Origin of the sequence: Robertkochia solimangrovi, assembly GCF_007279655.1 — a bacterium.
In the GTDB taxonomy this organism is placed as follows: Bacteria; Bacteroidota; Bacteroidia; order Flavobacteriales; family Flavobacteriaceae; genus Robertkochia; species Robertkochia solimangrovi.
The window spans coordinates 113,120-139,713 of the sequence record NZ_QKWN01000013.1 but is presented as its reverse complement, the minus strand read 5'-3'; the positions used below and the strand labels follow the sequence as shown (position 1 = coordinate 139,713).

Sequence of the window (26,594 nt, the reverse complement as noted above, 5' to 3'; positions counted from 1 at the left end):
TAGGTGACATCAGTGATACAAGTAACACTAATATCATAGTGATATCGTTTGTTTACCTGTTTTTCGGGGGGAATTCGTTCGTCTATTTCTGCTATTATTAATATTTTTGTGTGGAAACGTATACAGCATAGGCTCGTAACGTTCTTCTATGTTTAAAAACACGTCTAATCATCGTATATAACAGAAATTATGAGAAAAAAAATTGTAGCGGGAAACTGGAAAATGAACAATGACCTGGCAGAGACCCAGGCACTGATCAGTGATCTGAAAAGTTCAGTACCCGAAACGGATGTTGCAGTGATGATCGCTCCGGCATTTACCAATCTGTACAGTGCATTTCAGAGTTTAAAGGACAGCAATATTGAAGTTATCGCTCAGAACATGCACCAGGAAAGCAAAGGTGCCTATACCGGAGAAGTTTCGGCTGCAATGTTAAAGAGTATCGGTGTGAAGACAGTGATTCTCGGGCATTCCGAACGTCGTGAGTATTTCGGAGAAACCGATGAATTACTTGCAAAGAAAGTTGATGCTGCTATTGCCAATGGTATGAAAGTGATCTTCTGTTTTGGAGAGTTATTGGAAGAGCGTAAATCAGATAAGCATTTTGAAGTGGTTAAGACACAGCTTAAAGATGCATTGTTTCATTTAAGTGAAACTGCGTGGGAAAGCATTGTGCTTGCATATGAGCCGGTATGGGCGATCGGAACCGGAGAGACTGCTTCACCAGAGCAGGCTCAGGAGATCCATGCATTCGTTAGGAATGAGATCGCTGATCAATATGATCAGGCACTGGCTGATAATGTTTCCATCCTATATGGAGGAAGTGTAAAACCGGGTAATGCTGCAGAGATCTTTGGTAAGCCTGATGTTGATGGCGGACTGATCGGAGGTGCGGCTTTGAATGCTGCGGATTTCACTGCTATCATTACTGCGTTTTAATTTTACCCTAACATAAAATGTCACAGGTTTATATTGAATATGCATTCACAGTAGCGCCTAAACAACCTGCAGTGGATATCCTGATCGCAGAATTGGGAGAAATCGGGTTTGAGAGTTTTGTGGAGCAGGAAGATGGATTGCTTGCCTATGTTCAGGAAGACCTATGGGATGCTGCTGCCCTGAAAGACCTCTATGTGCTCAGCAGTGGAGAATTCGATATCAGTTATAAGCATACGAAGATCGAGCAGGTTAACTGGAACGAGGAGTGGGAAAAGAACTTTCATCCGATTACCGTGGATGACCGTTGTACCGTGAGGGCACCCTTTCATGCAGTTCCTGAAACCACTTTTGATATCGTTATCGAACCTAAGATGAGTTTTGGTACCGGTCATCATGAGACGACCTTTATGATGCTGAAGCTTTTGCTGGATATGGATCTTGAAGGAAAGGATGTGCTCGATATGGGTTGTGGAACCGGCGTACTTGCCATTCTTGCCTGTAAAAAAGGTGCTTCCTATGTGGAAGCTATCGATATCGACAACTGGTGTTATCTGAATTCAGTGGAGAATGCAGAGCGCAACGATTGTGAAAAAATCAAGGTTTTCGAAGGTGATGTATCCTTATTGAAGGAGAAGAAGTTCGATGTCATCATAGCGAATATCAACCGGAATATATTACTCGAAGATATCCCTGCTTATGCCGCTTGTCTCAATAAAGACGGGGTTTTGTTGCTCAGTGGATTCTACAGGGATGACATCCCGGTGATCCGTGAAAAATGCGAGGACGACACGTTAAAATTTGTGGAAAACCTGGAAAAGAATCTTTGGGTTGCCCTAAAATTTTTAAATTAGCGTAAAACATTGACTATGAGTATCAGGGAAAAGACATCAGAGGAGGTGCTGTTGGCGGAGGATGTTCTTAAAGAGAATGAGATAATTCTTTTTAATGATGATGTGAATACCTTTGACCACGTGATAGAAACATTGATCTATGCTTGCGACCATACACCGGAACAGGCAGAGCAATGTTCGATCATTGTCCATTTTAAAGGAAAATGTACTGTGAAAACGGGGTCTTATGAAGATCTGAAACCCAGGTGTACGAAGCTGCTGGATGCAGGGCTGAGTGCAGAAATAGTATAAAAAAAAGCGGATTCTTTTGGATCCGCTTTTTTTTATACTATTTCTGTACAAGTAACACTGATGACACTGGTGACACCAATGCCCCTATTGTCACTAATATCCCTATTGTCACTGTTCGGGGTTCTTTCTCGTGTTTTTGCCTAGAATTTTATAGATCGGACAAAATTCGAAAAAACTGGTCAGTAGCAGAATGATGGCGAGAACCATCAAAACGATTCCGAAAATTCCGCTGATAATATTATACAGGTAGAGGACGCCAATGATAAAGGCGATCACCACTCTGATCAGTTTGTCGGATTGCCCCATATTCTTCTTCATACTTTTATTTTTTGAGAGTGCTTGGGCATACGAAATCGGTCTTTGGTAATCCGGTTTCCTTTAGAGCACCATATCCGCCTGCAATATCCGTGAGGTTTTCATAACCTCTGGATTGCAAGATGGATGCGGCGATCACCGATCGGTAACCTCCGGCACAATGGATATAATAGTGATGATCCTTATCGATCTCATTCATGTGTTCATTGATGAAATCCAATGGGAAACTGGTGGCCGCCTCCAGATGTTCTCCTTCGTATTCTCCGGGTTTTCTAACGTCGAGGACATTGTCTTTTTCAGAATACTCTTTTTCAAATGCGGTAGCCGAAATAGAGCGAAGGGTGGAGATCTCTTTTCCTGCTTTTTTCCAGGCATCCATTCCACCGTCCAGATAGCCAAGGGTGTTATCGTATCCTACTCTTGAAAGTCGTGTCACCGCTTCCTCAGATTTTCCTTCGGGAACGATCAACAACAGCGGTTGATGCAGATCGGTAATCAATGCACCTACCCACGGCGCAAAGGAACCATTGAGGCCGATAAATATGGAATTAGGAACATGTCCTTTAATAAAGTCTTCCTGAGTTCTTACGTCCAGTACGAGAGCACTCTCATGGTTGGCAAGAGCTTCGAATTCCTCAGGGTCTAAAGGTGTGTCTCCTTTAGCCAGTACATTGTCGAATTCGGTATAGCCCTCTTTATTCATCATCGCGTTCTTTGAGAAATACTGAGGAGGGGGAAGAATTCCATCAAGAACTTCCGTTATAAATTCCTCTTTGCTCATATCTGCTCTAAGGGCATAATTGGTTTTTTTCTGATTTCCCAGGGTATCCACAGTGTCTTTACTGAGATTCTTTCCACAGGCAGAACCGGCACCGTGCGCCGGATAGACGATCACATCATCCGCCAGTGGCATGATCTTGGTGCGTAGCGATTCATAAAGAAGTCCTGCGAGATCTTCCTTGGTGATATCCTGTTTTATTGCCAGATCAGGTCGGCCTACATCTCCCAGGAAAAGCGTGTCTCCTGTAAAGATTGCATGATCCTTTCCATTCTCATCTATTAAGAGATAGGTGGTCGATTCCAGGGTGTGTCCCGGGGTGTGAAGCACCTTAATGGTTACTTTTCCCAGTTTGAATTCTTCGCCATCTTTAGCTGCGTATATCTCATAAGCTGTTTTGGCATTAGGCCCATAGATGATAGTAGCACCTGATTTTTTGGCCAGATCTATATGTCCGGATACGAAATCTGCATGAAAATGCGTCTCAAAAACATATTTGATGGTTGCATTTTCTTTATTGGCGCGATCGAGATAGGGTTGGGTTTCACGAAGCGGATCGATGATCGCTACTTCACCTTCCGATTCTATATAATAAGCCCCCTGGGCAAGACATCCTGTATATAATTGTTCAATCTTCATGTTCGCATTATTTCATTTGAATAGTATCACTCAAATTCCAAAGACACTTTCACCTTTAAAAGCATATGTTCGGTTAAAGGATTTCGGTCTGATGTTTTCAAAGATACTAATTTCTGTAAGTGTGTTTTGTTAAGGGCAGGTTAGTACTGGAATATTTCCTTGGAAAGAATGTAGATGCTCATCACCAGGATCATCCATCCGAATCCTCTCTTCAAACTTTTATTGGAGATCTTGTGCGAAACAATATCTCCAAAAATGATTCCGATCACGGTGATCGCAGAGAAGGTTAAAAGAAATTTCCAGTCGATCTCCAGCGTCTGCATATCACCAGTAAATCCGATCAGAGAATTGATAGTGACGATGACTAATGAAGTTCCTACTGCTTTTTTCATAGGGAGTTTCGCCCAAAGTACCAGTGCAGGGACATAGAGGAATCCGCCGCCGGCACCGATGATACCGGTCACCACTCCGATGATGAGTCCTTGAATAAAGGTCATGTAATAGGGTTGTTTCTCCTTGCTCAGCTCTTGTACTTCCTTTTTGGTGTTCCGGATCATCGATACGGATGCGAGGATCATGATCAGGGCAAAGAATACCATGATGGCCATATCCTTGGTGAGCACAAAATCATTCAAATGTAGCAACTCGTCTGGCATATGGGGTAAAAGGTACCTGCGTGAAAGATACACTGCCATAAAAGAGGGGAAACAAAATGCGAGTCCGGTTTTGATATCCACCACTCCTTTTCGGTATTTCTGTACTGTGCCTATCAGGGAGGAAGAGCCCACTACGAACAATGAATACGCAGTTGCAACCACCGGGCTAAAGCCTAGTAAATAAACCATAAGCGGAACGGTTAAGATCGATCCGCCGCCACCCAGAAGTCCGAGAACGAGTCCGATTACCAATGCACCGATATATCCGATCAGGTGTATTGTATCCATATCAGTGAGGTAGTTTATTCTTTAATAATCCGTACACAAAAGTACCCAGCATCGCAGCAAGAATAGCAATAATGATGGTGGTCACCCCGGTACCCAGTAGGATAAACAATGGTCCCGGACATGCGCCGATCAGTGCCCATCCGAGTCCGAAAAAGGTACCTCCAAGGATATACCTTGCATAGGACTTATCTTTATCGGTGAAGGCGATCTCTCGACCTTCAGTAGAGTGCATATGGGTACGTTTGATCAGTAATACCAGTAAAACACCGGTAACCACTGCAGATCCAATGATACCATACATATGGAAGGATTCAAAGCGGAACATTTCATAGATGCGATACCAGGAGATCGCTTCTGACTTATAGAGGACGATACCAAAGAAGATACCGGTTAAAAGGAATTTCAGCTGTTTCATAGTTAGTTGAATATAATTGGAAATAGGAAATGGATCATGATGAGTCCGCCGATAAAGAAACCGATCACTGCGATCAAAGAGGGGAGTTGCAGGTTGCTGAGTCCGGAAATTGCATGACCGGAAGTACAACCACCGGCATAACGTGTACCGAATCCTACCAGAAAACCACCGATAACTAGTATGAGCAGAGCCTTTCCGGACAGTACGGCATCCCAGGAAAACAATTCAGCGGGCACGATACTCTTGCCGGCATTTTGAAATCCGAGGTCCCGGAGGCTGGCTACCGTATCCGGGTTCAGCTCCATATCGGTAGGAACCGAAAGATAGAAATGCGCTATAAAGCCTCCTATGATCGTACCAAGAACCACGAGCAGGTTCCACTGCTGCGTTTTCCAGTCGAAACGGAAGAAATCAGAGAATTTTCCAGCACCGGAGATCGTACATAAAGTTCTGAGGTTAGACGACATACCGAAATTCTTTCCGAAATAAAGCAGGAGGAACATCACCAGGGCGATTAGCGGACCTGTGACATACCAGGGCCATGGTTGCAGAATAAAATCCATTGTTAAAGTTTTTGCAAAAGTAATCAGCGTAAGCGTAAAATCGGTTTTTTTGAATAATAATTTAGGTTAATGCTCATATTGTGGTAGATAGAAACCTCCATTTCCTAGTTTTAAGCGAAGGACTCGAAGGAGGTAAAGGTTTTTGAGGAGCAAGAATAAGATTTAGAATCATTACGTATTAAATCCAAAAACTTCAAAATATGAAATATCACTACTTACTATTATTTGTACTATGTTTTCAGAGTGCTGTTCTTTTCGGGCAGAAAGTGACGGGTAAAGTGGTGGATGAAGACTCGAATCCGATACCCTATGCGACCATTCAGTTGGGTGAAAACTATGGTGTGGTTTCGAATATGGAGGGGGAGTTTACAATATACGTAACCGATCAACCTGAAGCCGTCATTGTCAAGATCTCGTTTATGGGGTATGAGACCCTTGAGATTCCGGTAGACCAATTCACAGATGGCACGTACACTTTGAAAATAAGTGCGGAGGAGTTGGATGAGGTGTTGGTGACAAACCGGAACCTGAGTCCGGAAGAGATTATTGAGAAGATGATGGAAGCCGCACCGGATAATTATCTTGGAAAGGAGATTCAGCAGACTTTTTTTATCAGGAATCAGGATGAGCAGAAATTGCTGGATTTTAGTTTTGAAATCGATAAGGCAACGGAGCTGTCCCGATCACAACTGAAGGATCTCAATGCTAAGATCGAAGATATGGCGGGTCGATTGAAAGGGAAAAGCTTCAACTTTTTTTCTGAATACTATGGAAGGTATGCCCGGAAAGAAGACTCCTCCAAGATCCATATTGAAAAGGCGGTGGTATTGAAGGATAAGGAACGTGAGATCTCAACCGATGCCATTACCAAAAACCTGATCAATGTGATCAGAACCCATCTGGAACCAGATGCCACGTACAAAGTGAAAACCGGATTGTTCAAGGTTGAAGATTCCCTGAAGACTGATGAGATATTCGATGAGGACATCGATTCTACTAAGGGTAAAACCAAGTATCTCAAGTATATGGTTTCCGGACAGAACCGATTCTATAACAATTTCTATAAAGACAAGGATCTGGATTTTCTGGATAAGACCCGAAGGTATCGTTATACATTGGAAGGGTATACCAATATTGATGAAGAACTTGTTTACATTATCAGCTTCAAGCCCGATCGGGGAAGCTCGAAATTTTTTGGAAAGTTGTATATCAATGTCTTTGATTTCGCTTTGATGCGTATGGATTATGAAATGCTGGAAGATGAGCATTTGAGCAATGTGAATCTGAAATTCCTATTAGGCGTTAAGTTTACCGAAAACAAGATGAAGGTGACCTCAGTATTCCGGAAGAATGAGGAAGGCAAATATGCACTTAAGTTCGGTAGGCGAACAAATGGTTTTTATGCCTACATAAGCAGACCACTTAAGTTTATCAAGAACAAGGAAGATCGGTCGGATGACCGTAAGGTGATGAAATTCGATTTTATGGTGGAGATGGACAATTTAAGCACCATCGAGATCTATTGTCCGGATAACAGCGCTATGAAGGAGGTTGATTATGCGGCTATGGAAAACCAGAAAAGGTATGAACCGATCGAGATCAGTAAATACGATCCGCAGATTTGGGAGGGATATAATATTATAGCGCCTATTGAGGCTATTAAAAGTTATTAGTTTGGAATATTGCGCCTTAAGAATTAATTATAATCTACCATCTACAATTTAAAATTGTAAATTAAGTCTAAAACCGGACAACGTTATTTATGGGTGTTCACACTTCCTTTAGAGCTTTGTGACTTTTTCTCGGGGTTATTTTGTTGTTATTCCGGGACTTGTATTTTAGTGGCGGAAAGAAGGTTCTGAATTCTCTAAAGTCTTAGCAATTACCAAAGATTTTTTTCGATTTGTATTTGGAAAAGTGAAACTAAAAACATTATATTTGCACCCGCATTTGCAGATAGCAAAAGCGATCGGTTAAACATCAACAACCCGAAAGGGAAGTTATATCGGCCTCGTGGCGCAACTGAATAGCGCATCTGATTACGGCTCAGAAGGTTCCAGGTTTGAATCCTGGCGAGGTCACCAGAAGAAAATCCCCGGAAACCCAGTGTTTTCGGGGATTTTTCGTTTATACAAAGAATTTTTGTATGTAGAAAAAAATCCGTATTTGGGAATTTTTAACTATCTTGTGGATGTAATATGTACGAAATATTTACGCCGTCCCGTAAATATCCGTTTCAAACCTATGGGATATGAAAGCCACAGTAAAACGTTATACTTCAGACGGAGCCACCAACGGGCGTTATCCCATAAAACTTATCGTTACCCATCAAATGAAAATCAAGAGGAGGACTATTGCGCATGCCTCCGAAAAGGAATGGGATGATTACTACCAACTGCCAACACCTAGATATCCGGATTTCGAAAATCTTTATGCCAAAATAATGGCGTTTCGCAATATTGCCATGAGCCAGGTATTTAAGGAGGTTGAGGATTTGGAACTGGCGATGACCTTCTTTGAAGATAAGAAAGAGAAGAAACGATTTTCTTTTTACGAATTTGCAATGGCGGAGGTGGATCGGATGGAACGACTGAACAGGTACGGTAACGCATCGGCCTACCGTTGCGCGGCTGATCAGCTGGACCAATTTAGACCAAAGTTGCTATTAGATGATCTTTCCGGGCCCATCCTGGAAGACTTCAAACAATACAAAAGGGAGCAGGGGCTTAAGAACACCTCTGTGCGTACATATCTTCTGGAACTACGTGCCATATACAATCGAGCTGTAAAGATGGCTGTCGTAGAGGATAAACAGCCTTTTAAAGGGATTTTTAATGATGTTCCGACCCGGATACGCAGACAACGAAATGAATACCTGGATAGTAGGGGTATGCAAAAGCTCAAGAATCTATCAGGACTTTCAGCACAACAGCAAGTGTCGGTTGATCTATCGCTCTTGCAATTCTAATTAGGGGGTGCCGATCTCATGGATGTTTATTATCTACGGCGTAATCAGATCTCAAAAGATAGGGTGTATCTTAAAAGGTCCAAACTTGGAGCAAAAGCCTATGTGTTTGATGTGTTGTTGTTGCCAGAAGCGGCCAGGATTCTAAATAAGTATCAGGACAAGGATCCGGAATCGGAATATGTGTTTCCCTGGTCTAAGAACCGAACCAGGTACCAAACCTTTCGATCCAGTCATAATGCCAAACTGAAACGAATACAGAAAAACAGCGGTCTTGAAATACTTCCGACCGGGGGCGTGTTAACAACGAAGGTAATACGGCACAGTTTTGCTACTATCGCGAAATTTAAACATGTAGAGCCCGATATCATTCGAGAACTAATGGGGCATGAGCGGGGAGATATTGATACAGCGTATAAAGACCGATATCCGGAGGGTGTACGTGACTCTGCCTTGAAAGAAATTTGTAACCTACCAAACATTAAATAATATCATGAGGAAACCTACACTTAAAGAAGAAAGCGAAAGGGGGCGCAATATTTCTTACCCATTAGCAATGAATTTTAAAAATCTCTTACGGTATGATTTTGATAAGGTCAGTCTTGATGAGGTGGTGTTTTTTGAATGGTTAGTTGTTAAACGAGCCAGTATGGGGCGTAAAATTATTTGGTATCAGAATCAGAGGGTGCTTTCGGAAACCGGGCTAAAAAGAACCAGGTTAAATACTTTAAAGGCTAAGTTTATTGATGAATATGGGTTAATTGTTGGGAATCAAGGCCTACACAACACTACCCATTATGAGATAAGCCCGGTATTCATAAGAAGTTTTGTGGATTCCAATGTACATCCTGAGCATAGAAGAAATTTGAAAGATAGACTGGTAAGCCTAAAATTTGGCCAAGGAGATTTAAAACTTTCCAATAAGGAGAAATCCTACGTAGAAGATTTGTACTCTTCACTAAACACGATTTATAATCAACGTAGAACAATCTATTCTGAGCAGAAGGGTAATAGAATATTTGGGTATACGGTGCTTCCCAAAAATAACAAGTCTATGGAAGGTATGAAACGATTGCTGGAGCGTTATGAAAAGCAGCATATTGAAAATGCCTTCACAGCATTTGCGGATTACCACCTTGATCGGATGGACAGTTCATCACATATGCTTAATAATTTTGTTAGTTACAAGCGTGAGAGGGATTCCTTCCCTGTTTTTGAAAACTATTTAAACATCTTTAATCTGAATTACGGGTGGGATGAATAGTCTAGTGTTGATTTATGCAAAGAGGTGTTTTATTCTGAATAGTGCTTTTCAGAAATCTGAAAACTACTTTGGCGATATCAGCGGATACAAAGAATAATAAATAGAAAAGGATAATAAGAAAATTAAAAAAGAAGCTCGTATGCAAGATAGCATACGCGCGCCCTTTCTTTTTAAATTCTTAAAAAATTAAAAGGGATAGGGGGTTAAATCATGAAAAGACCTTTTTTATGTACAGCGCCACCTAGACAACATTTCACTCCGGGTAAAATTTTAAAGGGGGGGGTGAAAAATTAGGCTGAAGGAAAAAATGGAAGCAAGCTTCCAATCACCGCGCGGCGCCGAAAATTTTTTAATGACTTTGCTTTAGTATGGGGTCCAATTTGTCGGCGATGCCTGTAGCCCATTCCATCCAGGCCTTTTTCTCATCGGTTAAATCGTTGTTTTCTTTAGCGAAGAAGTGAACGGCCTTGATATACTCTCGAATTTCTGTGGCCTTTTTCCAATTTTGGGAGTCACCTATCAAAATTTTCACCCTCGCTGCTTCCTCTTCCTTTTGTTTGAGGATAGCTTGCTCTTCTGCACGTCGAATTTTATTTCGTTTCCGATTCTCCTCCATTTGCTTTTCGAACTCAATTTCTCGCAGGGCCCAGGCTTCGAGTCCCCTTATAACATTATCTACTTTATCTTCTAATTTGGTAATCTTCGAATCACCCCAAAGGCGGGTCTGGTAAGATTTTCTGAAATGTAGTTGTAGCTCTCCGCTCGCTTTGAAAACTGCTTCATCCCATGAATGCCTGCCTTTAATCATGGTCCGGGTTCGTTTCTCCCGGAGGTCAACCTGGAATCGTACCCCGTTGACCTCTACCCAAGTCCCATTTTCGTAGATGCGGGAAGTGTTGCTAATGATGTCAATTTTATGACCGTGCTGCTCCATAGTTTGAACGAATCGATTGGCTACCGCCAGGGCGCGGTCAATATTGGACTTATGGACATTTATATCGAAAACGCCTTTAGAGGTAGACTTGTAGCCTTCGTATTCTTTCCATGCATTAACCTTTTGATTGACAAGATTTTTCTTAGCCTGTTTTACCAATGTATGGATTTTTCGGACTTTAAGGTCAATTCTTTCTTTTTGTTCAAGTTGGCATTCCTTTTCCCAGCTAGTTGGAGCACTTTTGATAACGGTTGGAAGCTGAATTTTCATTTCATCATCTCCATCAGGTAGTGGAGTCCATGCCGGATCCTGGCTCATCCTTAGCCTGGACCAATAGCTTTGAGTGGGTAAGGGAATATCATTTTCTAGACAAACTTTTTTTATGAGGGTGTTATTGGTGTTGTGTTCCTTGGAAATATCTCTAAGGGGTTTGGTCCAGACTAACTTATAAAACTCTTTTCTGGTGAATTGGCGGTAAGTCATTTTGCTCGATTTTTTAAATGAAATTATTGATGTGTTAATAAATAAGTTAATAAAAACATCCTATTCTTTAACTCATAGTTAAATTATGAGGTATATTTGTTTTATAAGTTCTTTGAAACACACGAGGATATTGGTAATACGTATGAAATGAAGCGAATTTAATTTCGCAGCCCAAATTTTATGGGCCATTTACCGGTGACATTTTCCGCTACATGTGATCTCCGCTGATGAAAAGAAGATGGAAGACGCTATTGGGTTTGTTCACTGGTGTTTGACTTCTACCTGGATTTATTCTTTACACAATCTTTTATTGAAGCAGGAATAATGGTGGAGATGACAGCGACCTACGAGTATGCGTTTGCCTTTATCATTGAAGGAAGCAGGCAATGTTGAATTAACGCATTGCATCAATTTTTGTTTAATTAAAAATTTTTATCATGCGAAAAATTGAATGCTTAAATCACACCACTCGTGTGGAAGCTGTTATCGAAAATCTGAGGACAGTTTTAAAAAAGAACCGTGGTTCGCTCTTGGAAGAAGAGGTGAATTTGCTGGAAAATTGTATCGATGAGCTAAAGGAGTTGAATAGACTTTATGAAGTTCAGGCTTGCAAATTAAAGGCAGATGATATTTTGTTGATAGGCAATGTGCTAATGAAATTATTGCGCTTTTTTGATATTGACATTGATCTTTTCTAAACCAAACATCTCTATCATTTTATTTCAAATAGTATATATGGATCTCGGCAAGGTAATTAAGTTGTTAAGAAAAAAACAGGGGCTTAACCAAAAGGAATTAGCATCTAGGTGTGGATTATCACAAACATATCTTAGTTTGATTGAAGGAAACAGAAAGGAACCGAATTTAGCAACCTTGAAAGCCATTGCAAATGAATTAAATGTGTCGTTGCCCATCCTGTTCTTTATGAGTCTGGGTAAAGAAGATGTTCCAGAGAGTAAGAGAGAAATGTTTGAGATCCTGGAACCCACCATCAAAGACCTTATTAAGCAAATTTATTCAAAATGATCAAAAGTGTAAAGGATTTAAGGTTTAATTACTTAAATATTTCCGAACAGGAATTGGATGATCTGCTTTTAAATGTGGAGAATTACTATAATTCATTCCAAAAGAAGCAGGTCAAGCCAGGTGGTCGCGTGAAAACTCGAGATATAACAGAGGTTAAGGGGAGGCTAAAAATTATTCATAAAGCAATTTTTAAAAATATCTTATCAAAAATCGAATATCCTTCTCCACCATTTATAGGTGGGTTAAAAGGAAAGGATAACATTTTGAATGCATACCTCCATCAAGGGAAGCCCTATATTTTCTGTACCGATTTAAAAAATTTCTACCCCCATATCAATAATAGGATGGTTTATAAGACCTTTCTTAATAGAGGGTTCTCGCACGATGTGTCTAGTATTCTCACGAAGTTAACAACCTTCAATGGCCGGCTAATTCAGGGTGGCACTAATAGTACTCATATTGCCTATCTTACTCTGTGGGATACTGCTCATAAATTAATCCAATTGTGCTCTGAAAATGAGATTGTGTTTACAATTTATGTTGATGATTTAACTTTTTCATCGGAAAAGGATTTCAAAAATTTGTCAATTCAGCTGAGGGATATAATTATAGAAGATGGTTTTTTTGTAAACCATTCCAAAACATTTTTTACTAAGGGTAAGGCCGATATTACAGGTGTTAAGGTTGGGCAAAATACCTTAAACGTAAAAGAGGAGTTTAGATCTAAGCTCGAAAATTCGGAAGGATTAACTGTAAATCAAAAAAAAGGGTTGTTCTTATACTATGAAAGGGTTGTTTCCTTTGGGAAACATAAAGTCTAATCTCAGGAAGTATAAAAAAACCTTGCATAAGCAAGGTTTCTTGATTTTGGAACTGTTCAGACTTTGTAGGCCCTGTCATTAGACTGTTCAGACTTAACTCGCCCTGTTCCTTAATATTTTCTATAACAAATGTATGTAGCAATTAATTAAATACCATATCAAATTAATACTTAAAACTTATAGGTAACATATAAACTATAGCTATAATTTATATATAGAGTTATTTGATTTATTAACCATTCGATTCAAATTGATTGAATCGGTAGATAAACAAAGAGAATATTGTCCGTCCGAGATTCTGAAATTATCCTCAATTGTTTGCATGGCGGTAATAACTGTTATTTCATATTTGCTAGTATCAATATAGTTGACTTCAACTACAACATTCAGAACCCCATCATCCAAAAAACGTTTTAAGACAATGCGTTCTTTTGCCTGCCCTGGCTTGGATGGGTCGAAAAAGTTGATAAATTTAAATTTACTACCCCTCAAATAAATTTCTAATAGGTACTTAAATGAATCAATTATTAGTGAGGATACATCGTTTTCTTCAATTCCTTCGCGCTTTCCGTTCTCATCTCCATGGACTTTTCTGTCATGATAATGCTTGTCAATCCAAAGCTCAATTTCAAATTCCTTATAGACGTGGATTTTTCGCGCATTTTCTGAAGCGCAATTTGGCACGAACTCCAAAGGATCTTTTACAGCAACTTCTTTATGGCGCTTAATTCTGGGTCTTTTTGTTTTCATAAGGGGATTCATGGTATTTGTGGCGAAAATAATTTAAATCGTGCTGTTCGAATAGGATAATAATAAAGGGTTATGAACATATTTTGTTAAAATATTGTCTGTTCCAGTTTTTCTTTCCATTTCACCCACCCAGGTAACAACTCCCCCAGCAAGGCATAAAACTGCTTGCCATGGTTGGGGTGTACTAGGTGACAGAGTTCGTGGATTAATACATATTCTATGCATTTGCCGGGTGCTTTTATGAGTTCCGGATTTAAGATGATCTTGCCTTTCGGGGTGCAGCTACCCCAGCGGTTTTTCATCCGGCGAATTTCTACTTCGGGTGCCTCTATATCAAACCTTTTGTAGCGTTGTATTTGCTCAGAGATCACCTTGTCAAATCTTTTCTTCGCATGGTTGTAATACCATTCAGCAAGTAAACGCCTGACAAGCTCCTGTTTTGGTTTGGTTTTGCAATACACAAACAATTCACCTCCTTTTAGCTTCACACTGTTTTCTTCTCCATGGCGGACACGCAGGAGGTATCTGCGGCCCAAATACAAATGGGTTTCCCCTGACACATACTCTCTTTCGGGAGTTCTGGGTAAAAACTGCTCGAAATAGTTAAGTTGCTTGTTTATCCAGGTACCTCTTCGCACAATACGCTTCTTAACGTCTGACAGGCTTGCTTTTAAGGGGGCGATAGCCCATATCGAAAGGTCAGGATGAACTTCAATAGCCAGGGTTTTCCGTTCCACTCGCCTTAAATGGAAGTAAATAGTCTGTGTGCCGTATGCTACATCTTCCATTAAAAGTTGTGTTTTGCAATTTTCAGACATTTGGCCAGAATGATGTCGATCTCATCAAAGGTGAGTTCGATGCCCAAAGTGCTTCGATGGTCGATAAGGTAATCCTCGATCTCATTCTCCATCTGTCGCTGCACATCCAGGTTGCGCTTCCAGTCTCTTATGGTTAGATTTTCTACTATTTCACTAATATCAATACCTGCCTTAGCCAACTGTTCTGCAATGCCGGGAACTGAACCATTACCATGAACATCTTTAATCACATCATTCAAAGCACCAAAGAAGGCTCTGGCTTTGGGTTTGTCCTGCAGGATATTCGGAATACCTTCCTGGTGGCCTTTCTCCATATCATCACGGGTTTTCATGATGGTTTCCAGGTATTCCTTTTCTGAGAGTCGTCCTTCCTGAAAGGCTCGGATCGTATCTTCGATCATTTCCGAGAACTTTTTGTAGAAGGCTTCATCCCTGTCCATATTTTCATTAATGACCTTCTTCATGTTATTGGCAATGTAATCTGCCTTAGAAGCGGTTGTCTTGCCGTAAGAGGCCAGGGCTTCATTTACCTGATTCTTGTCAAAGATGTTTACCCCTGAAGTGATCTGATCGACCCTTTCGGCATCCACGTAGGTGTCGAGTAATTTCTTGACCCTTGGTTCGTACTCTTTGTATGAGATCACTTCGGCATAACGTACTTGTACCGATCGCCTCAGGCTTTGGAAGCGTTTTAATTCCCCTTTATAGAAGGCGATCTGTGCTTCGGTGTATTCCTGGTAAAATTCATCAGAGCTTAATGCGGTTTGCAATACCCTGGCAAAGGCCGATACTCTTTCGTAAAAACTATCTCTGATGTCTTTTGGGGATAAGTGACGTTCCAGGGCTTCGATATCCTCTTTGTTTTGTACCTCCTTGAAGATATCAATGACATCGGAATGTCGCAGGGGAACTTTACGAACCTCTTCTCTAACATCTATCACCGCATTGGTAATGTCTTCCGCATCGTAGTCTTCAAAGGCTGAGTAATCAGTAAGGGCTTCGTCTAACTTTCCTAGTATACCCACATAGTCTATGATGTGCCCATGTTCTTTACCTTCGAAAAGCCTGTTTACCCTTGCAATAGCTTGTAAAAGATTGTGTGAATGTAGTGGCTTGGCGAGATAAAGAACCGTGTTTCTTGGTGCATCAAACCCTGTAAGGAGTTTGGTGACCACGATCACAAGTTCTACTTCATTGCCCTTTTCCTTAAAGTGATCGATTACCCAGTTCTCATATACTTCTTGTCCCTGGTATCGTTCCATAAGGGAGTCCCAGTAAATCTTAGATTCGTTACTGGATTCACTCCATACATCTTCGTTGTCCTGGCGGCTGTCTGGTGGGGTAAATACGACAGCAGTATTGATCTTTAAGTTGGGATTAGTCTGATTTTCGAAGTAGCGCTGGTATTTGATCGCTGTGTCGATCTTTGGGGTAGCAAGTTGAGCTTTAAATCCTGTGCCTTGCCAGTTTTCACAGAAGTGTTTAGAGATGTCATAGGCGATCTCTTCTACTACATGATCGGATTCGTAGATTTTTGAAATGGAGGCGAATTTTCGTTTTAGATCCTTTTGCGCCTCCTCGCTGAGTGGAGCTGCAAGCCGTTCAAAACCCTTATCGATCTGTTTTTTGTTTATTGTCAGCTTTGCTGAACGGCCTTCATAGAGTAGTGGGAGGACTGCTCCATCTTTTACCGCCTGGTCAATGGTGTATTTATGAATAAATCCGCCAAACTTGCGAGCAGTATTCTTTTCGCTTTTGAGGAGAGGTGTACCGGTGAACCCTATAAAGCAAGCATTCGGGAGTAGCTTTCTCATGATCAGGTTAGCTGATCCATACTGGCTGCGGTGGCTTTCATCGACCAATACGAAGACGTTAGAAGAATGATCAACGTAAGCGGACTTTGAAGCTCCTCGAAACTTGTCGATAATGGTGGTGATCACTTCATTTCCTTTGTCTTTTAGGAGGTCGGCAAGGTCATTACCACTCTTAGCCTTCTTAACGTTTTTCCCACAGTTCACAAAGGTTTTAAAAATTTGCTTGTCCAGGGACTTACGATCAGTAACTACAATAACCCTGGGAGAGTCGATACTCTTTTCTAAAGCCAGGGCTTTTGATAGCATAACCATGGTAAGCGATTTACCACTTCCGGTGGTATGCCAGATCACACCGCCCTTTCTTTTTTCTTGAGTGTCAAATTGGGTGACTTGTTTTAAAGTGTCCTGTACGGCGAAGTACTGTTGGTACCGACAAACTTTTTTTATAGGTCCGTCAAAAACGATGTATTTGTAGGACAGGTCCATAACCCTTTGTGGAGAGCATAAACTCATCAATCCGCAGTCCTGGGCTGTAGCTAATCGATCTTCTCCGGGGAGGTCATTAATTTCAGAGGAAATAACAGACTGCACTGCTTTCTCATTATCCTCTTTCCATACGGACCAGAACTTAGCCGGGGTGCCTGTGGTGGCATATTTCACCTCATTGGGGTGCACTGCAAGTAGCAATTGTGCATAATGAAATAAGCGAGGGGTTCCCGTCTCTGTCTTTTGGTTTCTGATGTTTTGAGAAACCGCTTCTTCTATAGAGTCGTTTTTGTCTCTTCGCTTGTTTTCAATAACAACGAATGGGATGCCATTTACAAATAGCACCAGATCAGGACGCCTTTTTTCTTTGATGCCTTCAACCACAAATTCCTCCGTTACATGATATGAATTGTTCTCCGGGTGAAGCCAGTCGATGTATCGTAGGGAAAAGGACTTTTTATCTCCATTAATGGTTTCTGAGTAACTCTTCCCCAAGGTGATAAGGTCGTAAACCTTTTCATTGGTTGCGATGAGTCCGCCCTCGGGCACATTCTTTAGAGCTGTAATAGCCGATTGAATGTTAGACTGGGAAAACTTATAAGGATCTCCCTTGTATTCAAAGGTATTAATGGCATGAAGGCGCTCGGCCAAGATGTCTTCGAGGATCACATTAGAAAGCAAACCATCCCGCTGGTTAATGGTTTCTTCCGGACTAATGTAAGTCCACCCCATCTTTTGGAGTAGGGTTAGGGCCGGGGCCTGTGAGTCATGATATTCGCCGTACTTTACTTGCATGGTGGTTGGTATTAGGTGTTTACCCGGATCTTCCCGGTTAGGAGTTGTTGCATTAGGCCTTTTTTCTGATCTATTAGCTTGTCCCGAGATTTAATCATGTATTCCAACTCTTGATCGAGGTTCGATAATATGTTGGAGATCCTATTTTGTTCTTCAAAAGAAGGAACTTTTACCTTTACTGTCTCTACGAGCTTTATATTTAAATTTTTAACCGTAGAACCGGCCGCTTTACTTTTGAATTTATTTGCCATGTTATCCGAGCCCAAGAGGTAATACATGAAGTCCGTTGATAATTCGCCTTTCAACCTTAACAATAACCATCCATCATGTATGCATCCTTCTGTTTTCATAATGTAAGGTCTTCCGAAGCTCATTGAGTTAGATAAGATAAAATCTCCTGGTTTTACTAGAAGAGACTTTTTTACTCCCGATGGTTTGATTTTTTCTTGAGTGCTATATATGTATTTGCTAGTAGATTTTGTGTCACCAATCTTGATCCAGTTAACACCGTTGGCGTCTTCAGTTATGTAACTTTTTATTGGTCTAGGAGATCCACCTCTTGCTATATGGAATATCTCTTTTAATTTAACTTCCTTCCAGTCCCCTTCAAAGCCCGGAAAGCGTTTTTTACCGGTGAGCAGTTGCTGCATCAGTCCTTTTTTTAGCTTTTCCTTGGCGGCAATGATTTGCTCCTGCTTCTGTATGGCTTCATCCCAGGTGCTTAAGATCTCCGCGATCTTTTTTTGTTCGGGGAGGGGAGGGAGTGGTATTCGGAGTGACCTAAAGTCCTTTAAAACTATTCTCGGTACGCCAGAACCCGTAGTTAAAGCGCGGGCAATGTACTTTCGAACCCTTTCTTTTTTGAAATATTGCGCTAAATACTCAGGATGCAGAGTGTTAATATCAGGACGAATTATAGCTATTGAGGATAATAAAACTCCATTAAATTCATTTTTAATTACGAAGGAATATTTGAGAACCGATCCATCCTTAGCAATGAGCACATCATTTATTTTTGGCTTACATCCTTGTTGGATCAATTGGTTATAATCATCCTTGCCAATATATCGAGGTTGTTCTCTTTCGAATCCAGTTTCTGTCATATTTTTTACAGAATACATGGGATAACCTTCACTAACAACCACGGATGGAGGAGAGCTATGTGCTCCATCAGTAATCTTTAAGGTAATGTCGTTTAACCTGGGTCTTGACCACGTAGATTCAGAATGATCAGTATTTGAAAAGGATTTATTAGCATTTTGCTGATTCATAGGTCAAGTTCATTTAGGTAATCATTCATTTTAGATCGTATGATCGCTATTTCATTTTCTAAAGTCTTTATTTCCTTTTTAGTAGCATGAATGTCTACCAATTCTTCCTCTTCAAAGGTGTCTACATACCTGGGGATATTTAGGTTGTAATCGTTGTCTTCAGAAATCTCCTTCTTCTTAGCTACATAGCTGTATTTTTCCAGACCTTTATATTCCTTATCGGTTTTCCACAGCATATAGTGGTGTATGACCTTCTCAATATCCTGCTCGCGTAGTTTGTTTTGTTTCTTGCCTTCCTCATAATCACCACTGGCATCAATAAAGAGGGTGTCTTCTGTGGATTTAGCTTTATTGAAGATTAAAATGGCAGCTGGAATACTGGTCCCAAAGAATAGGTTTGAGGGTAGTCCGATCACTGCTTCAAGAAGGTTCTCTTCAATGAGCTGCTCTCTGATCTTTCCTTCAGAACTCCCTCGAAATAGAACTCCATGAGGTACGATAACCCCGGCGCGACCCGTTGGGAGTAAGGTTTCGATCATGTGCAGTATGAAAGCATAATCACCTTTTGTTTTTGGAGGTACCCCGCGAAGGAAGCGTTTGTATCGGTCGGCTTCCGCTTTTTCCGCTCCCCATTTGTCAAGGCTGAAGGGCGGATTGGCAACTACAATGTCAAACTTCATCAGGCTTTCTCCATCCTTTAGTTTAGGGTTATTGATGGTGTCTCCCCATTCCAATTGTGCAGAATCCATCCCATGCAGGAACATATTGAGTTTTCCCAATGCCCAGGTGTCGCCATTACTTTCCTGGCCGAAGAGCGAAAAGTCTTTTGAAGGACTGCCATCTTGATTGGTTACTTCTTCCGCCACAGTGGTTAATAATGATCCTGATCCGCAAGCAAGGTCGCATATCCGGTTTCCAGGTTGAGGGTTCACCAATTTTGCCAATAGTACAGATACTTCATGTGGCGTATAAAATTCTCCCCCTTTCTTTCCTGCTCCTGACGCAAAGCGCTCCAAGAGGAACATATAGCTGTTTCCAAGAATGTCCTCCGTACTTCCCAGAACAGAAGGTCGAAAGTCCATTTCCGGTTTGTTGAAGTCGTTAAGCAAGGACTTTAGTCTTCGGTTACGGTCTTTGGTTTCTCCCAGCTTGTCAGAATTATAGCTGATATTACGGAACACACCAGAGAGTTTTTCCATGTTTTGATCTTCGATGGCACCAAGAGCCTTGTCAATGATCTCTCCGATCTTGTCGTCGTTTCGTTTGCTATAGAGGTAATCGAAGGTCGATTTTTCAGGCAGGTAGAAACGTTCCCTTTTGAGCTTTCGCTGTATCAGGGCTTCGTCATCACCGTATTGTTTCTTGTATTCTTCGTAATGATCTTTCCAGACATCGCTAAGGTATTTCACAAACATGAATACCAGGATGTAATTTTTGTATTCGGAAGAGTCCAGAGCACCTCTAAAGGTATCGCAGGCTTCCCAGAGGGTCTGGTTGATTTGATCCTGTGTTGGTCTTTGTTTTTTCATATTTCTTTATATAATAGATTTTAATTGTTCATCAAGTTCAGGTCCGCTTACATAAAGTCCGGTTGCCATATTGTGTAGATCGGCACCATCCTTTAGTGTGATGTAATATCGGGTTGTATTACGGATGTGACTAACGTTTTTATAAATCTTCTGCACACTATGTTTAGGTGCCCCGTAATACACGATATCGCCATCATCGAAGCAGCATTTAAGAACGTGCATATCTTTAAAAACTACGGTAATTTCCTTTTCGTCGTTGAAAGTGCAATCCAATGGAAGCTCTGAAATTTTAAGTTCTTCAACTGAAATGGGATTCAAAATTTCAAAGGAGCGAGACAAGCGATATCTGGGATCGTATCCAATATTACCTATTTCCTTTTTCGTATATGAACTACCGATATAGTCCTGGTCGATGTGTCGGACGCAGATTTTGGTTTTCATTGGCTTAATTCTTTTTAACGTAGGTTTTATTACCGTTAGAGTTAATATAGTATTTCCCTCCGCGCGGCCCGGTATGAATTGTTCTTGAGCTGGATGTCCGGGAGGGAGTGTAACTTTTTGACGAACGGTAGTAAGAGTTGTTCCTGCTCGAAGTTTGTGTCGATTTTATGTAAGTTTTATTGCCGTTGGAATTTATGTAATATTTTCCGCCGCGGCTTCCGGTATAAATTTTACGACCATTATTGTCGGTTCCGGAATACGTTGAATTTGAATTGTAATTAGAATTGTAGTAAGAGGAATTAGAGGTATATGTCCTTGTTTTGGTAGGGTAGGTATAACTACTTCTTTTAGCCCTTTCTCTGGCCGTTTTTCTGTTGTGTTGTTCAACAGTCAATAATTGCATATTTCTTGGGTCATCGGTGCCGCCTTCTGATAAAGGAATGATGTGGTCAATTTCATGACCTTCAGGAGTTTCGGAAAGACCTCGCGACCTTAAGAATTGTTGCTTATTTGCTTCACTTCTTTTAACCATTGGCTTTCCGGTAGTGCTGTAATACTTGTTCTTGTAGTATTCCGTGTTTCCTACCTTATAGGTGTCCTGAGCAATTATAAAATTGAAGGCAAAGATGAGGCTGAAGGCGGTGATGATGGTTTTGGTCTTCATAATTATTGGTATTACGGATTAATAAGTCGATTTAATACACTCTCTATATATTGAGTCTTTTTTAGCTCCAATTTTGCTAAGAGTTCCTTTTCTTTAAGGAATAGGTTATTGATGTTGATGATCTGATTCTGTATTTCAATGCCAGGCACTGGGATAACTAGATCTTCCAAGTCTGATTTTCTAATATTCCCCACGAGTCCACCTGATTTAATTCGCTCCAGTGCAGCCTGCCCTTGATAGCTATTTAAATACCATGCCAGGTAACCGGGTAAGACAGAATTGCCTTTTACCTGGATTATAAAGAACAGGGAAACAGCGACAGCAGCTTCCGGTTTTTTATAGACAAATGCTTTGTTGGTGTTGCCCTTTCCGAGAAATAGGATGTCTCCTGTATTGAGTAGTTGTGAAGAAGTGATTTCGTCCTTGGATACTTTATGGGGTGTTGTGCAGAAATCCGTAAACTGCTCATTCAGGTCTTTTATCTGTATTGCGTACACCTCCCCGTCAGGCGAGTTGCTGACCCGTTTCCGGAAGGTTTGTCCGGAACGAACTTTGGCTATTTCTTTTACAGTTTTAAGCATCAGTTTTGTTTTACTGAATGCTAAGCTATGAAAATTTCCTGAATTAAAAAATAGTCAGTATGATTTTACTGAATTATTTCTTTCGAAGATTTCGAAAATTGTATTTATCCAAACTGTGTGATAGTAGTTTCGTTTTTATGGGTTCGATACCCATGCCTTTCATTATTTTCTCTGTTGCTTCGAGGGCCTTTTGGTAGCTGCATTGAAAAAGTTCCCGGCTTTCTGTATCACCATAGGTAGACCCAGTGACTCGGTAGGGCTCTAGTTCTTTGTGAATTTTTAGCTCGGCCTTGTTTCCGTTCAATAGTTCATAATACTTTACAACTTCCCAGTCATCTGTTTGTCCAACTTTTCTTGAGTTTAGCTTCGCCATCCTGGTTGGGATTTCTTCCTTCGTAAAACCAACCTTGGTCTGCTGAGTCCTAAAGCTACAGGCTATGTAGATTCTTCCTATCCCCACATTCCTGAGGGTAAAGGTGATCTTTGCCGGATCGCATATAACACAATGTCCGCTTCGGCTGCGAAAATTGTGCCCTTGGTAGCATTCTGTGGTGTTGTATGCGAAATATTGGTTCTCCTGCTTCATCTTATCTTTTACATGGGATACCGGTTTTCCTTCAGCATTAAATAATAGTTCTTTCGGAATATTGTGTTCTGTAATGAATTGTTCTGTTTCCTTATTCATCGGGTTGAATTGATTTTCTTATTTATTTGAGTTGTGTGTTTTGCGAATTCTTGTCAAGAATATATGGAAATTGGGTTAGATATTTTACATTTGAGGGAACCTATTAAATAAAATGGACTTCGAAAATCAACCCACATTAGGTCAAGGGATTTATACGGCGAGCGAGATTTCTCAAATTCTGAGGTTGCCGTATAGCAGGATTTATACCTGGATGAACAAGTATTGGGATGGAAAGTTAGGAGATGAATATGGTGCAAGGTATTCCTGGAAGTCAGAGGGGTCTAAGGCGGTTAGCTTTCACACTTTTGTAGAGTTTTATGTGATGATGCAATTTTCTGAAGCGGGAGTTAAACCAAAAAAGGTTCTACAGGCTCACAAAGCTCTTTCCGATTTATACGATACTCCTTTTCCGTTTGCAATTAAAAGTGTCCTGGAGGGGATCCGTAGCGATGGTAATCATATTTATTTGAATACAATAGAGGGAATTATTTCTTTGGATGGCACCAGGCAGTTTAACTTAAAGATCATCGATCTTTTTTTCGTGAAATTGGAATTTGATCAAAATGAACTGGCTTCACGTTTTTGGCCCTTGGGAAAAGACAAATCCATTTTAATAGATCCTAGTCGCAAATTCGGTCATCCGGTAATTGATGGGAAAAATATCACTCCTGATATAATTTTTAATCATTTCAAAGCCGGGGATCCCGTTCCTTATATTGCACATGTCTATCAATTAACTGAGGAGGAAGTGAATCATGCTGTTGAATATTGTAATGCTGCATGATCATCTATTTTGACGAAAATATGCCCCCTCACTTGGCCGAAGGATTCGGGATTATTCAGGAACCCGAGAATTTGAGGTATAACCGAGAAGTTAAGGTTAAATTCTTGCCAGATTGTTTTGAACATGGTGTACAGGATATTGTTTGGATACCTCGTATTGGGGATGAGGGTAATTGCGTTATTACCCAAGATTTAAAGATTTCCAGGCGAAAGGATGAATTAGCTTTGTATCAAAAACATAAGGTGGGGATCTTTTTTCTTCGAGGGCCTTCAAAAAAAAGAGGGCTAAGTATTTGGGAAATGAACCAGGCCTTATCCCAAAATTGGGAAGAAATTTGCCGTATTGCTAAAACGGAAAAGGGTCCATTTGGGTATACCTTTGGATTGAATGGGAAGATGAAGAGGATAATGTGATATAATACCTTTTTGGTTAGGGTATGAAGATGTGTTAGTTTTAAAATTCAGTTCTATTTATGGTATGGTGAAAGTGGATGCTTTTATGAAGCTGAAATTCTTTTTTTTCTTCTAAAAACTCTACAAATTTCTTCAAAGTTTCAGACATAGCTTGGTTTATTGTTAGTTTGGAGTTTTCCTTGAAAAGGACTCCGTCATTTGTCATTTCATTAATCAATGTCCAGTCGTCCTTATCTATAAGAATTCTAGTATCTCGATTAAGTCTTTTGTAATTGCTGTACTCATTGCTTTTTAATTTATTTACCAATTTCATGTATATGTGATTCAGCTCTTCTTCATTCGAGATTAACCTTAGCATGGGTTTGAAAGATTCTGCTCCATCTTTTTGATATCTCTCAAATATAGCATCGTCCATTCTAGTGTATTCATAGGATGTTTGTTTCTTGAATTCTGCTATCATCTTAATTCTTCTTTTTCTTTCTCCTATCTCATCTATTTTGCCTGCTATATTAACAATCAAAACAAGGACTAATGTCATGGCAGTAGAATAGGTAAAAAGTCTTAATAACTGAGACCAGATACTGCCATAAAATGTCTTTTCCCAAAATGATGTTTCCTCTTTAACATCAATTGAGTTTACTACTTTGATGCCTTTTTGGCCTGCAATCTTGCCAAACCCGAATATAACAGGTGTCTTATTTGTTTTATGGATGACTAGTAGCTTAATAATGTAATATTCACCTGGTTCCAAAATTACTTGTGAAAATGATATTTTGTTAGGTTGGTAGTTGTCAATTTGCGCGTTGCGAGTAAGGTATTCACTACTAGTTTGAATAACTTCCGGTTTCTCTATGATTCTTCCTGAATTTATTGATAGTCCTAGGGGGTCATTCATATCATAGTGCTCTTTGAGAATGTTTTTTTCCCCATTATTGGTTACCTTTATTGTGTAAATTCTTAAATTTTCCTTAGTCTCTTTAAGATTTGTACTATCATAGGCGACCCGTAATTTTCCAAGGTCTGCATTGAAATCTAATACATTTGTATTTGCAATTATTTCATAGCGAAGGTCAACAGATTTATCATTAATGAATGCGTAGATAGTTATCACTGTTGCGATAAGACCTAATATTGTAAATACTGTTTTTGAAGCGGTATGGTTTAATAATTTGCTAAAAAAATTGTTCTGCATTGGATGAGTTAGTGTTAAAATGAGCTTGGCCTGCAATTAAACTATTTTTAGTGTAATTTTCTTGCAGATGTATATGTATTTATCACAAAATTAAACGTATGTTTTACGAAATATTTACGATGAAATTGTAGTAGGGTTTGTAGCCCTTATTATTACTTAGAAGTTAATTTAATTACGGCTCAGAAGGTTCCAGGTTTTCTATTTGCAGCAGTGAGTTTATCAGGATCACGGGAGTAATCCTGGCAAGCGCGCTTGAGCTCATTTTATAGTGCAAATAAACCTACGGGCTTTAGATTATTATTTTAAAATTTAGTTAATATGAATAACGGAGAATTTATTAAATCGATTTCGTTTAAGAAGATTATTTTAATTTCAATATATAGTGCATTAGGTTTGACTATTTTTTTTGCAGTTTCAGGTACTTTTGGGCTTTTTATTGGAATGTCGCCCTTGACGGTTGACGGTAATAAGGTTTTTGGATATAAAGGTTTTCTATTCTTAATAATTTCATTACCATTATATTGGTTGTTAATATTCTTAGCCCATGCATTAATGCTATCTATTGGTTTATGGATATCAAAGAATGTTATTTTGTTTAAAAGAAATAGCGTTAAAGATAAAGTTTAAAGAGTATACATTATTTTTATATTAGGTGTCAACCATTAGCAAAATGTATTCAAGTCGAAGCAACTTCCGAGGTCTTACTTATAATATAAGGTATTTGATGTAAAATAAAATTTGAAAAGTAAGAAGTTATCTAAAAAAGACCCGTTTAATAATTACTTTTTTAAGCTGGCTATTTTTTATTTTTCTTCGATTCCTCCACCGAAACTTTTCTGAACTCTTTCATCATTTTGCTTATTTTTAAAGCTGATTTACGTGATCTAGTTCATGTGGCTTCCGGCTGGGTATATGTAGAAGATGCTTCGGGTGAAGTACCGGGTTGTAGGCTTCACTTTTTTATGAATGAGGATACCGAGACGGATTATTATACGGAAATAGCCTATTCAAACATCACCTATTCCAAGGATAAATGGGTGTATTTAGAAGGTAAGGCAACAGTACCACCTAATATCGATAAGATCAATTTAAGAGTGACTCTACATGGGGGAGGAGGCGCTGCTGCGGCATGATTCGATGATA

31 protein-coding genes and 1 tRNA gene are annotated in these 26,594 nt (G+C 40.0%); 15 read left to right on the top strand and 17 right to left on the bottom strand.

The genetic code is table 11. The features are described from left to right. Nucleotides 1–189: 189 nt before the first annotated feature. The 3 genes from tpiA to DMZ48_RS16775 are packed head-to-tail and all read left to right on the top strand — an operon-like array spanning nt 190 to nt 2,081. Nucleotides 190–939, top strand: a complete 750-nt coding sequence (tpiA, locus tag DMZ48_RS16785) for a triose-phosphate isomerase (RefSeq protein WP_143956331.1) — start codon at nt 190–192, stop codon at nt 937–939. Between the two features lie 17 nt (nt 940–956). Continuing rightward, entirely contained in the window at nt 957–1,790 is an 834-nt protein-coding gene (prmA, locus tag DMZ48_RS16780) for a 50S ribosomal protein L11 methyltransferase (RefSeq protein ID WP_143956330.1), read from the top strand. Between the two features lie 15 nt (nt 1,791–1,805). Continuing rightward, a complete protein-coding gene (locus tag DMZ48_RS16775) occupies nt 1,806–2,081 on the top strand; it encodes an ATP-dependent Clp protease adaptor ClpS (protein WP_143956329.1) in 276 nt (91 codons plus the stop codon). Nucleotides 2,082–2,189: 108 nt separating this feature from the next. Here DMZ48_RS16775 and DMZ48_RS16770 read toward each other — a convergent pair whose 3' ends face one another. The 5 genes from DMZ48_RS16770 to DMZ48_RS16750 all read right to left on the bottom strand — a co-directional run bounded on the left by DMZ48_RS16770 (nt 2,190) and on the right by DMZ48_RS16750 (nt 5,735). Next, complete coding sequence (locus DMZ48_RS16770) at nt 2,190–2,399, bottom strand: YgaP family membrane protein (RefSeq protein ID WP_143956328.1); 210 nt, start codon at nt 2,397–2,399, stop codon at nt 2,190–2,192. 4 nt (nt 2,400–2,403) lie between these two features. Beyond that, nucleotides 2,404–3,813 carry an MBL fold metallo-hydrolase gene (locus DMZ48_RS16765; RefSeq protein ID WP_143956327.1) on the bottom strand — a complete coding sequence of 470 codons (1,410 nt, stop codon included), beginning with the start codon at nt 3,811–3,813 and terminating at the stop codon, nt 2,404–2,406. 140 nt (nt 3,814–3,953) lie between these two features. Further along, complete coding sequence (locus tag DMZ48_RS16760) at nt 3,954–4,757, bottom strand: sulfite exporter TauE/SafE family protein (protein WP_143956326.1); 804 nt, start codon at nt 4,755–4,757, stop codon at nt 3,954–3,956. 1 nt (nt 4,758) lies between these two features. After that, the gene (locus DMZ48_RS16755) at nt 4,759–5,172 is read right to left on the bottom strand and encodes a DUF6691 family protein (protein ID WP_143956325.1); all 414 of its coding nucleotides are present in this window, start codon (nt 5,170–5,172) and stop codon (nt 4,759–4,761) included. Between the two features lie 2 nt (nt 5,173–5,174). After that, entirely contained in the window at nt 5,175–5,735 is a 561-nt protein-coding gene (locus DMZ48_RS16750; protein WP_143956324.1) for a YeeE/YedE family protein, read from the bottom strand. A gap of 200 nt (nt 5,736–5,935) precedes the next feature. Here DMZ48_RS16750 and DMZ48_RS16745 point away from each other — a divergent pair, with 200 nt between their 5' ends. From DMZ48_RS16745 to DMZ48_RS16725, 5 genes are all read left to right on the top strand, one after another. Beyond that, nucleotides 5,936–7,408, top strand: coding sequence for a carboxypeptidase-like regulatory domain-containing protein (locus tag DMZ48_RS16745; RefSeq protein WP_143956323.1), 1,473 nt, complete (start codon nt 5,936–5,938; stop codon nt 7,406–7,408). Nucleotides 7,409–7,742: 334 nt separating this feature from the next. After that, nucleotides 7,743–7,819 (top strand) — tRNA-Arg (locus tag DMZ48_RS16740). Between the two features lie 167 nt (nt 7,820–7,986). After that, entirely contained in the window at nt 7,987–8,703 is a 717-nt protein-coding gene (locus DMZ48_RS16735; RefSeq protein ID WP_143956322.1) for a phage integrase SAM-like domain-containing protein, read from the top strand. A gap of 63 nt (nt 8,704–8,766) precedes the next feature. After that, nucleotides 8,767–9,189: a tyrosine-type recombinase/integrase gene (locus DMZ48_RS16730; RefSeq protein ID WP_162558751.1), complete on the top strand. Its 423-nt coding sequence runs from the start codon at nt 8,767–8,769 to the stop codon at nt 9,187–9,189. Nucleotides 9,190–9,193: 4 nt separating this feature from the next. After that, nucleotides 9,194–9,964 (top strand): hypothetical protein, encoded by a 771-nt coding sequence (locus DMZ48_RS16725; RefSeq protein WP_143956320.1) that lies wholly within the window; start codon nt 9,194–9,196, stop codon nt 9,962–9,964. A 349-nt stretch (nt 9,965–10,313) separates the two neighbouring features. Here the strand turns inward: DMZ48_RS16725 and DMZ48_RS16720 are convergent, their stop codons facing one another. Further along, nucleotides 10,314–11,381, bottom strand: coding sequence for a hypothetical protein (locus DMZ48_RS16720; RefSeq protein ID WP_143956319.1), 1,068 nt, complete (start codon nt 11,379–11,381; stop codon nt 10,314–10,316). A 437-nt stretch (nt 11,382–11,818) separates the two neighbouring features. On the opposite strand from DMZ48_RS16720, the gene DMZ48_RS16715 reads away from it, so the two are divergent. Genes DMZ48_RS16715 through DMZ48_RS16705 form a run of 3 tightly spaced genes read left to right on the top strand, consistent with a single transcriptional unit; the run spans nt 11,819 to nt 13,228 of the window. Continuing rightward, nucleotides 11,819–12,079: a hypothetical protein gene (locus DMZ48_RS16715; protein ID WP_143956318.1), complete on the top strand. Its 261-nt coding sequence runs from the start codon at nt 11,819–11,821 to the stop codon at nt 12,077–12,079. A gap of 37 nt (nt 12,080–12,116) precedes the next feature. Continuing rightward, a complete protein-coding gene (locus tag DMZ48_RS16710) occupies nt 12,117–12,407 on the top strand; it encodes a helix-turn-helix domain-containing protein (RefSeq protein WP_143956317.1) in 291 nt (96 codons plus the stop codon). Further along, a complete protein-coding gene (locus DMZ48_RS16705; RefSeq protein ID WP_143956316.1) occupies nt 12,404–13,228 on the top strand; it encodes a reverse transcriptase family protein in 825 nt (274 codons plus the stop codon). Before DMZ48_RS16710 ends, DMZ48_RS16705 begins: the two co-directional genes overlap by 4 nt. Nucleotides 13,229–13,429: 201 nt before the next feature. Here DMZ48_RS16705 and DMZ48_RS16700 read toward each other — a convergent pair whose 3' ends face one another. The 9 genes from DMZ48_RS16700 to DMZ48_RS16660 all read right to left on the bottom strand — a co-directional run bounded on the left by DMZ48_RS16700 (nt 13,430) and on the right by DMZ48_RS16660 (nt 23,062). Further along, entirely contained in the window at nt 13,430–13,978 is a 549-nt protein-coding gene (locus DMZ48_RS16700; RefSeq protein WP_143956315.1) for a hypothetical protein, read from the bottom strand. A gap of 86 nt (nt 13,979–14,064) precedes the next feature. Continuing rightward, complete coding sequence (locus DMZ48_RS16695; RefSeq protein ID WP_143956314.1) at nt 14,065–14,766, bottom strand: M48 family metallopeptidase; 702 nt, start codon at nt 14,764–14,766, stop codon at nt 14,065–14,067. Further along, nucleotides 14,766–17,891, bottom strand: a complete 3,126-nt coding sequence (locus DMZ48_RS16690) for a type I restriction endonuclease subunit R (protein WP_143956313.1) — start codon at nt 17,889–17,891, stop codon at nt 14,766–14,768. Before DMZ48_RS16690 ends, DMZ48_RS16695 begins: the two co-directional genes overlap by 1 nt. Before the next feature lie 11 nt (nt 17,892–17,902). After that, nucleotides 17,903–19,162 (bottom strand): restriction endonuclease subunit S, encoded by a 1,260-nt coding sequence (locus DMZ48_RS16685; RefSeq protein ID WP_143956312.1) that lies wholly within the window; start codon nt 19,160–19,162, stop codon nt 17,903–17,905. Next, nucleotides 19,159–20,691, bottom strand: a complete 1,533-nt coding sequence (locus DMZ48_RS16680) for a type I restriction-modification system subunit M (RefSeq protein ID WP_143956311.1) — start codon at nt 20,689–20,691, stop codon at nt 19,159–19,161. The genes DMZ48_RS16685 and DMZ48_RS16680 overlap by 4 nt, the downstream gene beginning before the upstream one ends. Before the next feature lie 6 nt (nt 20,692–20,697). Beyond that, complete coding sequence (locus DMZ48_RS16675) at nt 20,698–21,132, bottom strand: hypothetical protein (protein ID WP_143956310.1); 435 nt, start codon at nt 21,130–21,132, stop codon at nt 20,698–20,700. A gap of 4 nt (nt 21,133–21,136) precedes the next feature. Further along, nucleotides 21,137–21,796, bottom strand: coding sequence for an HNH endonuclease signature motif containing protein (locus tag DMZ48_RS16670; protein WP_143956309.1), 660 nt, complete (start codon nt 21,794–21,796; stop codon nt 21,137–21,139). Nucleotides 21,797–21,807: 11 nt separating this feature from the next. Beyond that, the gene (locus tag DMZ48_RS16665) at nt 21,808–22,377 is read right to left on the bottom strand and encodes a restriction endonuclease subunit S (RefSeq protein ID WP_143956308.1); all 570 of its coding nucleotides are present in this window, start codon (nt 22,375–22,377) and stop codon (nt 21,808–21,810) included. Between the two features lie 73 nt (nt 22,378–22,450). Beyond that, a complete protein-coding gene (locus DMZ48_RS16660; protein WP_143956307.1) occupies nt 22,451–23,062 on the bottom strand; it encodes a GIY-YIG nuclease family protein in 612 nt (203 codons plus the stop codon). 112 nt (nt 23,063–23,174) lie between these two features. On the opposite strand from DMZ48_RS16660, the gene DMZ48_RS16655 reads away from it, so the two are divergent. Both DMZ48_RS16655 and DMZ48_RS16650 read left to right on the top strand, forming a co-directional pair. Then, nucleotides 23,175–23,846, top strand: a complete 672-nt coding sequence (locus DMZ48_RS16655) for a DUF433 domain-containing protein (RefSeq protein WP_143956306.1) — start codon at nt 23,175–23,177, stop codon at nt 23,844–23,846. After that, nucleotides 23,843–24,259, top strand: a complete 417-nt coding sequence (locus tag DMZ48_RS16650) for a PIN-like domain-containing protein (protein WP_143956305.1) — start codon at nt 23,843–23,845, stop codon at nt 24,257–24,259. The genes DMZ48_RS16655 and DMZ48_RS16650 overlap by 4 nt, the downstream gene beginning before the upstream one ends. 40 nt (nt 24,260–24,299) lie before the next feature. On the opposite strand, the gene DMZ48_RS16645 is transcribed toward DMZ48_RS16650, so the two are convergent. Then, nucleotides 24,300–25,487 carry a hypothetical protein gene (locus DMZ48_RS16645; protein ID WP_242009241.1) on the bottom strand — a complete coding sequence of 396 codons (1,188 nt, stop codon included), beginning with the start codon at nt 25,485–25,487 and terminating at the stop codon, nt 24,300–24,302. A 282-nt stretch (nt 25,488–25,769) separates the two neighbouring features. On the opposite strand from DMZ48_RS16645, the gene DMZ48_RS16640 reads away from it, so the two are divergent. After that, the gene (locus DMZ48_RS16640) at nt 25,770–26,078 is read left to right on the top strand and encodes a hypothetical protein (RefSeq protein ID WP_143956304.1); all 309 of its coding nucleotides are present in this window, start codon (nt 25,770–25,772) and stop codon (nt 26,076–26,078) included. Nucleotides 26,079–26,247: 169 nt separating this feature from the next. Here the strand turns inward: DMZ48_RS16640 and DMZ48_RS18870 are convergent, their stop codons facing one another. Continuing rightward, nucleotides 26,248–26,304 carry a hypothetical protein gene (locus DMZ48_RS18870; RefSeq protein WP_338420316.1) on the bottom strand — a complete coding sequence of 19 codons (57 nt, stop codon included), beginning with the start codon at nt 26,302–26,304 and terminating at the stop codon, nt 26,248–26,250. A 1-nt stretch (nt 26,305) separates the two neighbouring features. On the opposite strand from DMZ48_RS18870, the gene DMZ48_RS16630 reads away from it, so the two are divergent. Then, complete coding sequence (locus tag DMZ48_RS16630; protein WP_143956303.1) at nt 26,306–26,584, top strand: hypothetical protein; 279 nt, start codon at nt 26,306–26,308, stop codon at nt 26,582–26,584. Nucleotides 26,585–26,594 lie beyond the last annotated feature (10 nt).

Excerpts from the sequence above, each read along its gene's own strand:
- DMZ48_RS16675 (WP_143956310.1), bottom strand. The coding sequence starts at position 21,132 with ATGAAAACCAAAATCTGCGTCCGACACATCGACCAGGACTATATCGGT.
- DMZ48_RS16665 (WP_143956308.1), bottom strand. The coding sequence starts at position 22,377 with ATGCTTAAAACTGTAAAAGAAATAGCCAAAGTTCGTTCCGGACAAACC.
- DMZ48_RS16650 (WP_143956305.1), top strand. The coding sequence starts at position 23,843 with ATGATCATCTATTTTGACGAAAATATGCCCCCTCACTTGGCCGAAGGA.
- DMZ48_RS16710 (WP_143956317.1), top strand. The coding sequence starts at position 12,117 with ATGGATCTCGGCAAGGTAATTAAGTTGTTAAGAAAAAAACAGGGGCTT.
- DMZ48_RS16640 (WP_143956304.1), top strand. The coding sequence starts at position 25,770 with ATGAATAACGGAGAATTTATTAAATCGATTTCGTTTAAGAAGATTATT.
- DMZ48_RS16655 (WP_143956306.1), top strand. The coding sequence starts at position 23,175 with ATGGACTTCGAAAATCAACCCACATTAGGTCAAGGGATTTATACGGCG.
- DMZ48_RS16765 (WP_143956327.1), bottom strand. The coding sequence starts at position 3,813 with ATGAAGATTGAACAATTATATACAGGATGTCTTGCCCAGGGGGCTTAT.
- DMZ48_RS16695 (WP_143956314.1), bottom strand. The coding sequence starts at position 14,766 with ATGGAAGATGTAGCATACGGCACACAGACTATTTACTTCCATTTAAGG.
- DMZ48_RS16660 (WP_143956307.1), bottom strand. The coding sequence starts at position 23,062 with ATGAATAAGGAAACAGAACAATTCATTACAGAACACAATATTCCGAAA.
- DMZ48_RS16725 (WP_143956320.1), top strand. The coding sequence starts at position 9,194 with ATGAGGAAACCTACACTTAAAGAAGAAAGCGAAAGGGGGCGCAATATT.
- DMZ48_RS16775 (WP_143956329.1), top strand. The coding sequence starts at position 1,806 with ATGAGTATCAGGGAAAAGACATCAGAGGAGGTGCTGTTGGCGGAGGAT.
- DMZ48_RS16705 (WP_143956316.1), top strand. The coding sequence starts at position 12,404 with ATGATCAAAAGTGTAAAGGATTTAAGGTTTAATTACTTAAATATTTCC.
- DMZ48_RS16685 (WP_143956312.1), bottom strand. The coding sequence starts at position 19,162 with ATGAATCAGCAAAATGCTAATAAATCCTTTTCAAATACTGATCATTCT.
- tpiA (WP_143956331.1), top strand. The coding sequence starts at position 190 with ATGAGAAAAAAAATTGTAGCGGGAAACTGGAAAATGAACAATGACCTG.
- DMZ48_RS16750 (WP_143956324.1), bottom strand. The coding sequence starts at position 5,735 with ATGGATTTTATTCTGCAACCATGGCCCTGGTATGTCACAGGTCCGCTA.
- prmA (WP_143956330.1), top strand. The coding sequence starts at position 957 with ATGTCACAGGTTTATATTGAATATGCATTCACAGTAGCGCCTAAACAA.
- DMZ48_RS16745 (WP_143956323.1), top strand. The coding sequence starts at position 5,936 with ATGAAATATCACTACTTACTATTATTTGTACTATGTTTTCAGAGTGCT.
- DMZ48_RS16755 (WP_143956325.1), bottom strand. The coding sequence starts at position 5,172 with ATGAAACAGCTGAAATTCCTTTTAACCGGTATCTTCTTTGGTATCGTC.
- DMZ48_RS16720 (WP_143956319.1), bottom strand. The coding sequence starts at position 11,381 with ATGACTTACCGCCAATTCACCAGAAAAGAGTTTTATAAGTTAGTCTGG.
- DMZ48_RS16735 (WP_143956322.1), top strand. The coding sequence starts at position 7,987 with ATGAAAGCCACAGTAAAACGTTATACTTCAGACGGAGCCACCAACGGG.
- DMZ48_RS16670 (WP_143956309.1), bottom strand. The coding sequence starts at position 21,796 with ATGAAGACCAAAACCATCATCACCGCCTTCAGCCTCATCTTTGCCTTC.
- DMZ48_RS16770 (WP_143956328.1), bottom strand. The coding sequence starts at position 2,399 with ATGAAGAAGAATATGGGGCAATCCGACAAACTGATCAGAGTGGTGATC.
- DMZ48_RS16715 (WP_143956318.1), top strand. The coding sequence starts at position 11,819 with ATGCGAAAAATTGAATGCTTAAATCACACCACTCGTGTGGAAGCTGTT.
- DMZ48_RS16680 (WP_143956311.1), bottom strand. The coding sequence starts at position 20,691 with ATGAAAAAACAAAGACCAACACAGGATCAAATCAACCAGACCCTCTGG.
- DMZ48_RS16700 (WP_143956315.1), bottom strand. The coding sequence starts at position 13,978 with ATGAAAACAAAAAGACCCAGAATTAAGCGCCATAAAGAAGTTGCTGTA.
- DMZ48_RS16690 (WP_143956313.1), bottom strand. The coding sequence starts at position 17,891 with ATGCAAGTAAAGTACGGCGAATATCATGACTCACAGGCCCCGGCCCTA.
- DMZ48_RS16760 (WP_143956326.1), bottom strand. The coding sequence starts at position 4,757 with ATGGATACAATACACCTGATCGGATATATCGGTGCATTGGTAATCGGA.